Source organism: Klebsiella sp. M5al (genome assembly GCF_002090195.1).
Classification (GTDB): Bacteria; Pseudomonadota; Gammaproteobacteria; order Enterobacterales; family Enterobacteriaceae; genus Klebsiella; species Klebsiella grimontii.
The window spans coordinates 678,855-691,210 of the sequence record NZ_CP020657.1; the positions used below are offsets into that span (position 1 = coordinate 678,855).

General features: G+C 48.9%; 9 protein-coding genes, 3 pseudogenes and 1 other annotated feature. Of the genes and pseudogenes, 9 read left to right on the top strand and 3 right to left on the bottom strand.

Features of this window, described 5'->3' with window-relative positions:
- Window positions 1-227 precede the first annotated feature (227 nt).
- Together BWI76_RS03290 and BWI76_RS03300 are read left to right on the top strand one after the other, a co-directional pair.
- Window positions 228-1,108, top strand: a pseudogene (locus BWI76_RS03290) (IS3 family transposase); the annotation flags it as partial.
- 72 nt (window positions 1,109-1,180) lie between these two features.
- Window positions 1,181-2,208: pseudogene (locus BWI76_RS03300) on the top strand (IS3 family transposase); the annotation flags it as partial.
- A gap of 31 nt (window positions 2,209-2,239) precedes the next feature.
- Here BWI76_RS03300 and BWI76_RS03305 read toward each other — a convergent pair.
- Both BWI76_RS03305 and BWI76_RS03310 read right to left on the bottom strand, forming a co-directional pair.
- Window positions 2,240-3,480 (bottom strand): IS3 family transposase gene (locus BWI76_RS03305; RefSeq protein ID WP_177916616.1). Its coding sequence is split into 2 segments (ribosomal slippage): window positions 2,240-3,165 and window positions 3,165-3,480, totalling 1,242 coding nucleotides; the frame shifts between segments, so codons are not numbered across the junction.
- Window positions 3,056-3,172, bottom strand: a sequence feature (AL1L pseudoknot). Its footprint overlaps the gene before it by 117 nt.
- Before the next feature lie 24 nt (window positions 3,481-3,504).
- Window positions 3,505-4,092 (bottom strand): annotated as a pseudogene (locus tag BWI76_RS03310) (AraC family transcriptional regulator).
- A gap of 186 nt (window positions 4,093-4,278) precedes the next feature.
- Here BWI76_RS03310 and BWI76_RS03315 point away from each other — a divergent pair.
- Window positions 4,279-5,046: an SDR family NAD(P)-dependent oxidoreductase gene (locus BWI76_RS03315; RefSeq protein WP_004133514.1), complete on the top strand. Its 768-nt coding sequence runs from the start codon at window positions 4,279-4,281 to the stop codon at window positions 5,044-5,046.
- Between the two features lie 56 nt (window positions 5,047-5,102).
- Window positions 5,103-6,161 carry an NAD(P)-dependent alcohol dehydrogenase gene (locus BWI76_RS03320; RefSeq protein WP_004133513.1) on the top strand — a complete coding sequence of 353 codons (1,059 nt, stop codon included), beginning with the start codon at window positions 5,103-5,105 and terminating at the stop codon, window positions 6,159-6,161.
- Between the two features lie 196 nt (window positions 6,162-6,357).
- Here BWI76_RS03320 and BWI76_RS03325 read toward each other — a convergent pair whose 3' ends face one another.
- On the bottom strand, window positions 6,358-7,251 hold the full coding sequence (locus tag BWI76_RS03325) for a LysR family transcriptional regulator (protein WP_004133512.1): 894 nt from the start codon (window positions 7,249-7,251) through the stop codon (window positions 6,358-6,360).
- Here BWI76_RS03325 and BWI76_RS03330 point away from each other — a divergent pair.
- From BWI76_RS03330 to BWI76_RS03350, 5 genes are all read left to right on the top strand, one after another.
- The gene (locus BWI76_RS03330) at window positions 7,250-8,542 is read left to right on the top strand and encodes an alpha/beta fold hydrolase (RefSeq protein ID WP_004133510.1); all 1,293 of its coding nucleotides are present in this window, start codon (window positions 7,250-7,252) and stop codon (window positions 8,540-8,542) included. The genes BWI76_RS03325 and BWI76_RS03330 overlap by 2 nt on opposite strands.
- An 858-nt stretch (window positions 8,543-9,400) precedes the next feature.
- The gene (locus tag BWI76_RS03335; RefSeq protein ID WP_223226694.1) at window positions 9,401-9,724 is read left to right on the top strand and encodes a hypothetical protein; all 324 of its coding nucleotides are present in this window, start codon (window positions 9,401-9,403) and stop codon (window positions 9,722-9,724) included.
- Window positions 9,693-10,598: a hypothetical protein gene (locus tag BWI76_RS03340; protein ID WP_016808127.1), complete on the top strand. Its 906-nt coding sequence runs from the start codon at window positions 9,693-9,695 to the stop codon at window positions 10,596-10,598. The genes BWI76_RS03335 and BWI76_RS03340 overlap by 32 nt, the downstream gene beginning before the upstream one ends.
- A 213-nt stretch (window positions 10,599-10,811) precedes the next feature.
- Complete coding sequence (locus tag BWI76_RS03345; RefSeq protein WP_004133505.1) at window positions 10,812-12,083, top strand: tyrosine-type recombinase/integrase; 1,272 nt, start codon at window positions 10,812-10,814, stop codon at window positions 12,081-12,083.
- 20 nt (window positions 12,084-12,103) lie between these two features.
- Window positions 12,104-12,289: a helix-turn-helix transcriptional regulator gene (locus BWI76_RS03350; protein WP_004133503.1), complete on the top strand. Its 186-nt coding sequence runs from the start codon at window positions 12,104-12,106 to the stop codon at window positions 12,287-12,289.
- Window positions 12,290-12,356 lie beyond the last annotated feature (67 nt).

Below are 12,356 nucleotides of genomic sequence, written 5' to 3' on the forward strand. Positions count from 1 at the left end.
ATTCGTGAGCGTACAGCGAGAGCCGTCTGGTCATAACCTGATGTATTCGACAAAGTGGTGTATACCAAATAGTGGTGGGAACCAAAGTGTCAGATATGCAAGAAAAATGTGACTTCAGGCAGGCGTAAAGGCTACCTAGACTGGCCCCCTGAATCTCCAGACAACCAATATCACTTAAATAAGTGATAGTCTTAATACTAGTTTTTAGACTAGTCATTGGAGAGCAGATGATTGATGTCTTAGGACCGGAGAAACGCAGACGGCGTACTACACAGGAAAAGATCGCTATTGTTCAGCAGAGTTTTGAACCGGGAATGACGGTCTCCCTTGTTGCCCGGCAACACGGTGTGGCAGCCAGCCAGTTATTTCTCTGGCGCAAGCAATACCAGGAGGGAAGTCTTACTGCTGTGGCCGCAGGAGAGCAGGTCGTTCCTGCCTCTGAACTTGCTGCTGCCATGAAGCAGATTAAAGAACTCCAGCGCCTGCTCGGCAAAAAAACGATGGAAAATGAACTCCTTAAAGAAGCCGTTGAATACGGGCGTGCAAAAAAGTGGATAGCGCACGCGCCCTTATTGCCCGGGGATGGGGAGTAAGCTTAGTCAGCCGTTGTCTCCGGGTGTCGCGTGCGCAGTTGCACGTAATTCTCAGACGAACCGATGACTGGAAAGATGGTCGCCGCAGCCGTCACTCAGATGATACGGATGTGCTTCTCCGTATACACCATGTTATCGGAGAGCTGCCCACGTATGGTTATCGTCGGGTATGGGCGCTGCTTCGCAGACAGGCCGAACTTGATGGTATGCCTGCGATCAATGCCAAACGTGTTTACCGGATCATGCGCCAGAATGCGCTGTTGCTTGAGCGAAAAACCGCTGTACCGCCATCGAAACGGGCACATACTGGCAAAGTGGCCGTGAAAGAAAGCAATCAACGATGGTGCTCTGACGGGTTCGAGTTCCGCTGTGATAACGGAGAAAAACTGCGAGTCACGTTCGCGCTGGACTGCTGTGACCGTGAGGCACTGCACTGGGCAGTCACTACGGGCGGCTTCGACAGTGAAACAGTACAGGACGTAATGCTGGGAGCGGTGGAACGCCGCTTCGGCAACGTGACCTGCTCCCCGTTGATTAACACACCGCGATGTTAGTAATGTCTTCATAAGCCACATGAGGACATCCCCATGAAGAAGCGTTTTCCCGACGAACAGATCATTAGTATTCTCCGCGAGGCCGAAGCCGGAGTTTCTGCCCGTGAGCTCTGCCGTAAGCACGCCATTTCCGATGCCACGTTTTACACCTGGCGCAAGAAGTTTGGCGGCATGGAAGTCCCTGAAGTGAAGCGGCTCAAGTCGCTTGAAGAGGAGAACGCCCGCCTCAAGAAGCTGCTCGCTGAAGCCATGCTGGATAAGGAGGCGCTTCAGGTGGCTCTTGGCCGAAAGTTCTGACGACAGACTAGAAGCGGGAAGCAGTGGAAGTCATGTGTGAGGCCGCAGGTCTGTCGCAACGTCGTGCCTGCAGGCTGGCAGGTTTGTCCCTGTCGACTTGCCGTTATTCGGCTCAGCGTCCGGCTGCTGACGCGCAGCTGTCTCTACGCATCACAGAGCTGGCACTTGAGCGCCGCCGCTTTGGTTACCGGCGCATCTGGCAACTACTGCGTCGGGAGGGCCTTCACGTCAACCACAAGCGGGTATACCGCATCTATCATCTCAACGGCCTGAGTGTAAAGCGCAGGCGACGCCGCAAGGGGCTAGCGACTGAGCGGCTTCCGCTTATTCGCCCGGATGCGCCAAACCTGACATGGTCGATGGATTTTGTCATGGATGCACTTGCCAGCGGCCGCAGGATTAAGTGTCTGACCTGCGTGGATGATTTTACGAAGGAGTGTCTGACGATCACCACGGCATTCGGGATTACAGGCGTTCAGGTGACACGTATTCTGGACAGCATTGCGCTGTTTCGTGGCTATCCTGCAACGATAAGAACCGATCAGGGCCCGGAATTTACCTGCCGCGCGCTCGATCAATGGGCCTTTGAACATGGTGTTGAGTTGCGCTTAATCCAGCCGGGCAAGCCAACGCAGAACGGATTTATTGAGAGTTTCAATGGCCGCTTTCGGGATGAATGCCTGAATGAACACTGGTTCAGCGATATTCTACATGCCCGGGAAATCATTAATGACTGGCGACAGGATTATAACGTGAACCGCCCCGGTTTTTTTGGAGAGTGTTTAGTCCGGAAGCTCAGGCTGCCAGATCATTATTTGTACTGGTAGCATAATAAGCTTTTTCGGCTTCTACCGGCGGTATGTGTCCTAGCCGTTCCAGTAACCTTCGATTGTTGAACCAGTCCACCCACGCCAGTGTCGCAAGCTCCACTTCCGTGTGGTTTTTCCAGCTTTTACGGTGGATCACTTCCGCTTTGTAAAGGCCATTGATACTCTCGGCCAGGGCATTATCGTAAGAGTCGCCTGTACTGCCTGTCGACGCCAACAGCTCCGCCTCCTGCAGCCGCTGGGTGTACGCCAGTGACACGTATTGGGAGCCCTTGTCCGAGTGATGGATTGTACCTGAGGGGCGACGTGCCCACAGAGCTTGTTCCAGAGCATCCAGCACGAACCTTGCTTCCATCGACGATGAGACCCGCCAGCCAACGATCGTGCCTGCGAACACATCGATGATGAACGCCACATAGGCGAAGCCATGCCAGGTGCTAACGTACGTAAAATCTGCACACCAAAGCTGATTGGGACGTTCTGCCACAAACTGGCGGTTTACCAGATCCGCTGCTGCCGCTGTTTTACGACCGATCGTGGTCTTGATGACTTTGCCACGGAGTACGCCCCGAAGACCTATTATTTTCATCAGGCGTTCAACAGTACACCGGGCGACGCTAAAGCCCTCGCGGAGCAACTGACGCCAGACTTTTCGTGCCCCATAGACACTGTAATTTTCTCCGTAAACGCGTTTTATCTCCTGGATGATTTGAGCATCGCACTTTTCTCGTTGGCTACATTTCTCAGGATGTAGCTGGCGTTGCTGATGCCAGTAATATGTCGACGGGGCAATATCCAGTTCGCGACATACCGGCCCGACCCCGTGTGTACCACTCAGACGCTGCATAAGTGGCATTATTTTTTCCAGTGGCGGTCGAGCTCCGCCTGAGCAAAATAAGCTGAGGCCTGGCGCAATATATCATTGCTGCGGCGTAGCTCCCGATTTTCACGCTCCAGTTCTTTTAAACGCTGGCGCTCATTGGTGCTCAGTCCACCATCATCAGTGCTGACGGGGCTGACACCACCACGGACATCATTTTTATGCTGACGCAACCAGACTCGTAGGGTGTCGTAATGGCACCCGATTTTTGACGATATGGCACGAATGGCATCCGGCTCAGAGTCATACTCATCACGGTGTTCCAACAACATTCTGACAGCGCGCTCACGCAGTTCAGGGGGATAGCGTTTGGCGGATTGTGATTTCATTTTGGGTCTCCTTTCACTGAGAGTTTAGTCTCCAAGAAACCCGGTACGGTTCAGGGCACCAATATGCTCAAGGTCTTGCGGATGATCGAGCAGTCTGACCAATCTCTCAATAGCGTCAAACAAGTCAACGGTGGCCGGTCCCGTCGACATCCCAGTTGTTCCACCAGGAAGCGGCGCTTCGGGTCCCCCCATTTCGGCAATCATTTCCCTTGCAACAGGTAGGTTCAGCCGCATAAGTAGTCAAAGGTAAGGAGACGCCTCTGTGGCTTCCAAAACCTCAGTTACTGTCGGCAGGTCAACGGAGGTCAGTAGAAAGCGAGACTCATCATAAAGGTAGGTGGTTCCCCCAAGCTGGACACGCTTGCTGCCTCGTACAATCATGGAGATGCTTGGCTCATACAAATAAGAGCTACGGGGCATTGGTTTTCTGACCTTGGCGAAGCTCAAACCTGGTAGCGATGTCATTCGCTCATCTTCATCGCCCACAAACATTGATATCTGACGGGCCAGTCGATTGCGAATGTCGGAAGTCTCGGCCCGGCGAAGCCGATCAGTCTCGTCTGGTTCAAAAATCATGATAATCCTATCCGTATCTACACCCCCATAAAGCATAGCTATTTTCTTTAGCTCGATTTTAAATTTCCCCCTCAATCAAGAGGATTAGGCAATAATCAGGAAGGATCGTGCTCACGACAGACATGCTCTCCGCTCTACATTCAATGTTGAAGATGGCGCAAAGCTGCCAGCTTTAAGCGGGCAGACTCTCGCTCCCCTTAAAATTTTAGAATGGAGTAAATAATGGACATGAGCACATTAAAAACATTGTCTGGTTCGGTAGCTTTGGTTACCGGTGCGTCCAGCGGTATTGGTCAGGCAACCGCATTGAAATTGGCCGACGCGGGCGCCCGTGTCGCCCTTATTGCGCGTCGCGTCGATCGCCTCGAAGCATTGGCCGAGAAAATCCGTGGAGCCGGTGGACAAGCGCTGCCGATCGAGGCGGATATCACATTACCCAACGTTGCAAGCCAGACAATCGAGCAAGTCATCTCAGAGTACGGCCGCTTGGATACGCTAGTAAACGCCGCTGGAGTCATGCTTAACGGGCCGTCGATTGACGCTCCGCTCGAAGAGTGGGATCAGATGGTTGACGTCAATCTACGTGGCTTAATGTACGTCACAAAAGCAGCTTTGCCGCACCTTATCGCCTCAGTCACTACAAGTCTAAGAAAGGTCGTTGATGTTGTGAATATATCGTCCGTTGCAGGTCGTGTGGCTGCTGCACAGGTCGCAATTTACAACGCGACGAAATTTGCCGTTACTGGTGCTACGGAAGCTTGGCGACAAGAATTTACCAAACAATCAGTTCGTTTCTCTGTCATCGAGCCAGGAGCTACGGAGACCGAATTGTGGAAACAAGAGGGGCAATGGGAGAGCTTCAAAGTGGCGTTCGGCGAGGTCGAGCGCCTGTATGCGGAGGATATCGCAAAAGCTGTTGAATTTATCGTGACGAATCCGAGGCGCGTGGCGATCAACGAAATCGTAGTTCGTCCAACAGACCAGGCCTGACAAACTTGCCTGACCCGCACACCAAGTCAGTAACACTTACAGATGAGGTATACCCTATGAAAACCTTCGGCTATGCTGCGCAAAATGCGCAGAGTGGGCTCGCTCCCATGTCATTCGAACGCCGCGCGCTCCGTGACGACGATCTAGCAATCGAAATTAACTATTGTGGCGTCTGCCACTCTGACCTTCATCAAATCCGAGATGATTGGAGGAGCTGGAATCCAACGGTGTACCCGAGTATTCCAGGTCATGAAATCATCGGTACGGTTATCGAAGTTGGCCCAAACGTCACGCACTATAAAATCGGGGATGCAGTCGCTGTCGGAACAATCGTTGACAGCTGCCGGGTCTGCGATCAGTGTCGTCGCGGTGAAGAGCAAATGTGTCGGGAATTCCCTACCATGACCTATAACAGCAGTGACCGGCATGACGGCAAGACAACTCTTGGAGGATATTCCAAACACATTATCGTTCGTGAGGAATTTGTGTTGCGGATGCCAGAGGGTCTCGATGCTGCGCGTGCTGCGCCACTCTTATGCGCTGGCATCACGGTCTACTCACCATTAAGGACCTGGAATGTGGGCCCTGGCAGTCGTGTCGGTGTCATCGGAATAGGTGGTCTTGGGCACCTGGCTGTGAAATTCGCTGCTGGCCTTGGTGCTCATGTGACTGTTATCACGCGGACAGAGGCCAAGACGGCCGAGGCACGTGCGTTGGGAGCCGATACAACCCTTATTTCTAACTCGGATGACGCAATGAAAGCGGCAACGTCTTCGTTCGACGTCATCATTGACACCATTCCGGTTGAGCATGATGTATCTGCATATGTTCAACTGCTCGACGTCGAAGGAGCATTGGTGATCGTCGGCGCGCTTGGCAATATGGCCGGGTTTAATTCCCTACCGTTAATTATGGGACGGCGCTGTATTACCGGCTCGCCGTCAGGAGGCATCGCAGAAACGCAGGAAATGCTGGATTTCTGTGGGAAGACAGGGATATTACCCGAATGCGAGATGATTGCTATAGCGGAAATCAATGAGGCTTTCGAGCGCATGGAGCGCGGCGAAGTACATTATCGCTTCGTTATTGATATGGCAACGCTATCGGACGCCTAAAAATACATCAGCTTCAGTCCAGTGTTGCTTGCATTCCGTGGATTAACACCTCGCAGCAACAAATTACCGTGTGGATGCAAGCTGCTTTGTCGCAATACGCTTAATAACATAATGTCCGCTTTTCGCTCACAGCGGACCTTCAACCCTGTAAACTCGTCCACTCAGTGCCAACAGCAGACGTTACTTCTTGCATATTTCAATTTTCTTCTCCCCACAGCGGTGTATCTCCTAACGCTTTAGCAATAAAATCAACAAAGCTGCGAACCTTGAAAGGAATACGGATCGCACTGGGATAAACAGCCTGAATAGTAAGTTCAGTCGTCCGGTATGCTGGCAGCAGCTTTATCAGCTTGCCCTGCTTAATATGCTCGCCAAAAACAAAGTTGGGCCCGTAAGCAATGCCTGTTCCGGCCAGTACAGATTCGAGAAGCAACTGAATGTTATTGGCAGTCATACGGCATGGGCCTTCAATACTGTGCGCCCTGCCTTGTGCATCATAAATCGTCCAGTCTCCCGCTGAAACCGCCTGGCTGAACGCCAGTCGAGGCGCACGGGAAAGATGATCCGGCGTCTCTGGTGTGCCATGTTTTTTCAAATACTCCGGTGAGGCGCACAAAACCATCCTGCAAGGTGCCAGCCGCCGCGTAACCAGTGTCGGATCCTCAAGACGCCCAACTCGGATGGCAACATCGATTCGATTTTCGAGTAGATCGGCGTATTTATCCTCCAGTACAACGTCCAGACTGACCTCCGGAAATTGCTCCAGATAGCGTGATACGATCCTACCAAGATGCATTGCACCGAAGGCGACCGGTGCTGCAACGCGAAGCAACCCCTTCGGTGTTTTCTGAACATCACTGGCTTCCCGGTTCGCATCCTCAAGAACCTCAAGAATAACTTTGCAACGTTCATAATACCGCTCACCGGCATCCGTCAGGCTAAGACGGCGTGTTGAACGCTGAAGAAGTCGTACATTTAGATCAGATTCTATAGCGCTGACATGCTTTCCTGCCATTGCAGCCGAAAGCTTAAAACGTCTCGCGGCGGCGGCGAAACTGCCTTCATCCACTGCCGCGATAAAAATCTGCATGCTGGTGAACCTGTCCATTACTTACCACCATTCGATAATCAGAGTATCGGCTGTCGACACAATTACGCTGATTATCATCACTCATGACAGCAATTACCATTACCTTAATTACATGAAGAGGCATGAGACGATGAAAATTAAGGTGAATGGAACGGGTATCCACATTGAGCAACAGGGCAGCGGTGAAATTGCACTGGTATTTTTGCATTATTATGGCGGTTCATCCCGTACCTGGGAGAGCGTGATAAGTCAGTTACCTGACCACTACCGCACAGTTGCAATCGACCACCGGGGCTGGGGGGGCTCAGACGCACCTAAATCAGGATACCGAATTGGTGACCTTGCTCGGGATGCCGAAGGGGTTATTTCAGCGCTTGAGCTTAAACGCTACATTCTTGTTGGCCATTCGATGGGGGGAAAAGTTGCCCAACTGATGGCGTCGCGTCGGCCTGCAGGTCTTGAAGGCCTGATGCTTATCGCTCCCTCTCCACCTTCACCTATGCGTCTCACGCCTGAGCAGCGCGATACGTTATCCAGCGCATATAACAGCCGCGAATCTGTCGGCTTTGTGATTGATAATGTCCTGACAGCGGGGGCACTAAGTTCTGCTCTGCGTGAACAGGTAATCGAGGACAGTTTGAGGGCCTCATCCGAGGCCAAAGAAGGCTGGCCTAATACGGCTATCGGCGAAGACATTACCCAGGAAGTGGACTCAATTAATGTCCCTGTGACGGTCATTTCAGGGGAGTTGGATCGTGTAGACCTTCCGGCTACTCTGCAAAGAGAATTGCTGCCCCTTATTTCACATGCATCAATGTATATCATTCCAGACGTCGGACATCTCTTGCCTCTGGAGGCCCCTACAGAGGTCGCCAGCCACCTGTTAAAATTTACAGCCGCCATTGAAGGGGGGACAGCAGTCTACCATTCGCCTGTCGAAACGATAGCCGCGTTTGATGATGCTTTCAATGCAGGCAGGGTTGATGACCTGCTGGCTCTGTTCAGTAACCGTGCCACTATGAAAATGACTGATGGTGTGGTCATCGAAAGCGATCCTGAAAAGCTTCGGGACACTTTTTTGTCACTGACATCATCCCAGCCAGTTATCAGAAACCATATCCGCTCGATCCTCTCCGCCGGTGAAATTGCTCTGCTTATTATTGACTGGACTTTGACCATAACCACTAAGGATAGAACACTGCACGAAGAGTCCGGTACAGCAACGCAGGTGTTGTTGCGAAGCGTTGACGGAGGTTGGCGGCTGCTGATTTCAAATCCATCAGGAACGTAGTGAGTTCAGTAAGAATAGCTTGCGCTAGCAATATCGCGTGGCTGCAGAGAGGTAAGTGACATCCGCCACCACCCGCATGCCGTTTTAAGGCATGCGGTAATAACGATGAGCGCAAGATTGCTGTTATGTCTTGCTGATTTCGGAGCGCCTGCTTTTCGCTCAAAGCTGTCTGTCAGTTTATCAAAGAATGCCCAAATGACTTGCGAACAACAGTCAACTGACGAGCAAATGAAGCTCAAACGGTTACCATCCTGATTCAAATTGCCGTAGGATTTGTGTTAAAGAAGAATCATACGCCTCAAGGCTTACAAAAAATGCATCGCCTGAAGGCTCACTCGATAATGCTTTCACCATCATTAACGCTATGCGTTATATAAGGACTAGGCTGGGAGGCGTTGTACGGCAAGGGCTGAGAGGGAAAATGCGCAACTTAATCGATGCAACGTTGATTTTGCCATAACTTTTTATTAACTTAAAAGTATTAAGCCGTCCTTAGGGGCTGTCAGGGCTGAAACTGACAAATTACAACATCTCTGATGGCAAAGCCTGGCCGACAACAGGCAATAATGATTTAATGGCAAAACCTGGCCAGAACAGGTATCAAATCTATGGCTTTCCTAACTTTTCAGTAAGTTATGAATGTATGCCTCAAATCTATCAAATGCGATTTAGCTGCGTCATATTTCAATATGATTATGTTTTATAAGCATTTTATCAAATATACCTAACGCTAATAACTCTCACGCAGAACCCTAATCTGATGGGGATATTGCCTGCGGTAAAAACTCACAACTTTTCTTCCAGGGCGAGAACAGTCCGAGCCCGCCTGATACAGGCTAACCGGGGCGAACAGGCGCTATGGGTCATGCTATTCATAGTGGTCGCTGGCTGCAGACCGCGGACCAGATGTTCTTACAACTCAGCAGGCTTCTTATGTTCGATGCAGAAATGATAGTAAAGCAATTACAGGCAGAAACACGGCAGCGCAGGAAAAAGCCCTACAGGCGCAATAAATCGCGTCTGGACAGATATCGAATGGAAATACTTGCGCTAAGGCGGCATGGTGCTTCTGCATCTGAAATTCAGCGTTGGTTACGAAAAAAAAGAGTCTGTGTTGTTTTAACAACAGTCACACGCTGGTTGGAGAAGAATGATGGCCAAATTCTCAGTCAAAAAAACTGACCGGGAAATAGCAAAACGGCAGGCCGCTAACGTAATGAAAATTTTGCAGGCTGATGTTTTTCGCTCAGTTGGCACAGTGAGAAATTATCAGGCAGCCCTGACGCGGATTGCCCTGTATTTCAGAATAAATGGCGGAATAAACCTACAGGATGTTACGCCTGAAATGGCCACGGTTTATTTCCATCAAAGGGCTGCTGCTGTTGGTCAGAAAAGCCTGGATATGGAACGTCAGGCTCTACAGGCAATGATGATTCATCTGACGCAGGAATTACCCTCCGGAGAAGTTCTTGAGGTAGTGCATTCTTTGAAAGAGAAAGAATTATCATCGAGATCATATACATCAGAACAGATCTTCCTTATTTCATCGCATCAGTCCGATAAAAATGGTCTGGCAACACTGATTGCCTACAATGCGGGATTACGTAGCCACGAATTATTTACGATCTGTGAGTTACAGCAACGCCAACCGAATATCAGGCCTGTTTCGGCTAAAAAATTTATGGGACGGTCTGGGAAGGCGTACACGGTGCAGGGAAAAGGCGGGCTAATTCGGGAAATTAGGTTATCCACTGATTTGGCCGAAAACCTGGAGACAACACGATTACCAGAACCGATAAAAATCACTGATCGTGGTGTCCACTATGACCAATTTTATGCCATCGCAGCAGGGCAATCCTGGAGCCGATCATTCAGCACAGCCAGTACCAGAACCTTGGGCTGGTCTGCGGGGAGTCATGGGACGCGACATAGTTATGCGCAGGAACGAATGGAAGAACTTCAGAGTCTCGGATGCCATTATGCTGAGGCACTTGAGATTGTCAGTCAGGAACTGGGGCATTTCAGACCCGAAATAACCGAGGTCTACCTCAGGTAGTGTATTATACTGTAATGTACATATTTTTTGGATTTAAAATTAAAAAGATATGCGTTTTATTTTAATAAATATCGATAATTTATTTTTTATGGGATTTAACTCCGTATTTTAGGGTTTGCTATTCGGCTCCTCTTTCGCTCGTAGTAGTTTGGATATGTGGTCAGTCGTTAACAGGCGTCTTGATATCTAAAAATACTATCGGAGAATTTAATTATGTTTCTGACGGATGCTTATATTAAAAAACAACTCAGAGAGTTAAATGCTCGGAAACTGAGTGGGGAAATTATCGAAAAAGACAGTCGTCTATCAGATGGCAGTGGACTATACCTGTTGATTAAATCAAATGGCTCTGCTTATTGGCGACTGCGTTACCGATTTAATGGAGAAGATCGGCTGATATCTCTTGGTGAGTATAAATATATCCCTTTGGCATTAGCACGTGAAAAACGAGAAGAGGTCAAAAGAAATATTGCCAGAGGAATTGATCCAAGAGGGACGAAGGATGAAGAAGGTTTTTTAACATTCCGTGAAGTCGCTATGCAATGGCATGCGAGTAATCGCCAATGGTCAAAGGAACATAGTAGACGCATTCTTAAAAGTCTACTGGATGAGGTTTTTCCAGTATTTGGTGACGATAATATTAAGCTCCTCAAAACGCAGGATCTTCTAAAACCTGTTAAGCAAGTTCAAGATTCAGGGCGTTTAGAGTTGGCATCGCGTATTTATCAGCGTATTAATTCAGTTATGACTTTGGCTGTTGATAATGGATTGTTGGAGTTTAACCCCATTGCGCACAAATCGGGGGCTCTGATAAAAAGAAACTCGGAGCATCGTGCTGCACTGGAATTAGAGAACATACCAGAGTTCCTTAAACGCATAGAAAAATTTAAAGGCAGAAGATTAACTCAGTTAGCTATGACATTTCTTTTACATACTTTCGTGCGCTCAAGTGAGCTGCGTTTTGCGCGCTGGAAGGAATTTGACTTAGAAAATTCATTATGGACTATCCCATCGGTCAGGGAGGAAATACCGGGGGTAAAGTATTCTTATCGTGGTTCTAAGATGAAAACACCCCACATTGTACCGTTGAGTCATCAAGCATGTTCGATTATTCAGGAAATAAAAAGCATTACAGGAGAAAGAATATTTGTATTTACCAGTGATCATTTCCCTAAAAAACCAATGAGTGAGAATACTATTAATCATGCCTTACAATCGATGGGATACGATACCAAAAAAGATCTTTGTTCTCATGGGTTCAGGACTATGGCATGTAGTGCCCTTATTGAGTCTGGGAAATGGAGCCGAGATGCAATAGAAAGACAAATGAGCCATCAAGAAAGAAATAATGTTCGTGCTGCATACATTCACAAAGCAGAGCTTATTCCAGAAAGGCAAAAAATGATGCAATGGTGGTCAGATTATCTAATGCAGTTGCAACATGGGTTTCATCATCCATATGACTTTGAAAATAATAGTAAATAAATTTTTATGAGAGGTGAGAAATGGATAAGTTGCTTACGTTTGATGAAGTAATTAACAGAACTGGATACTCCCGGCCAAGAATCTATGAATTAATCAAATTGGGGGTATTCCCAAGAAAGATAAAAATAGGCTCAAGAAAAGTAGCTTTCATTGAAAGTGAAATTAATTCCTGGATCCAAGAAAAAATCAGCACATCTACAAAGTAAATGGCAAAGAAAAATAAACTGTCTTTCTGGCAGAGGGGTGCCTTTGTCAGAAAATAGTCTCTAATTA

What these genes read in the sequence shown, in the direction of transcription:
- BWI76_RS03315 (WP_004133514.1), top strand. Translation starts at nt 4,279, where the DNA reads ATGGACATGAGCACATTAAAAACATTGTCTGGTTCGGTAGCTTTGGTT.
- BWI76_RS03320 (WP_004133513.1), top strand. Translation starts at nt 5,103, where the DNA reads ATGAAAACCTTCGGCTATGCTGCGCAAAATGCGCAGAGTGGGCTCGCT.
- BWI76_RS03330 (WP_004133510.1), top strand. Translation starts at nt 7,250, where the DNA reads ATGCTGGTGAACCTGTCCATTACTTACCACCATTCGATAATCAGAGTA.
- BWI76_RS03325 (WP_004133512.1), bottom strand. Translation starts at nt 7,251, where the DNA reads ATGCAGATTTTTATCGCGGCAGTGGATGAAGGCAGTTTCGCCGCCGCC.
- BWI76_RS03335 (WP_223226694.1), top strand. Translation starts at nt 9,401, where the DNA reads ATGGGTCATGCTATTCATAGTGGTCGCTGGCTGCAGACCGCGGACCAG.
- BWI76_RS03340 (WP_016808127.1), top strand. Translation starts at nt 9,693, where the DNA reads ATGATGGCCAAATTCTCAGTCAAAAAAACTGACCGGGAAATAGCAAAA.
- BWI76_RS03345 (WP_004133505.1), top strand. Translation starts at nt 10,812, where the DNA reads ATGTTTCTGACGGATGCTTATATTAAAAAACAACTCAGAGAGTTAAAT.
- BWI76_RS03350 (WP_004133503.1), top strand. Translation starts at nt 12,104, where the DNA reads ATGGATAAGTTGCTTACGTTTGATGAAGTAATTAACAGAACTGGATAC.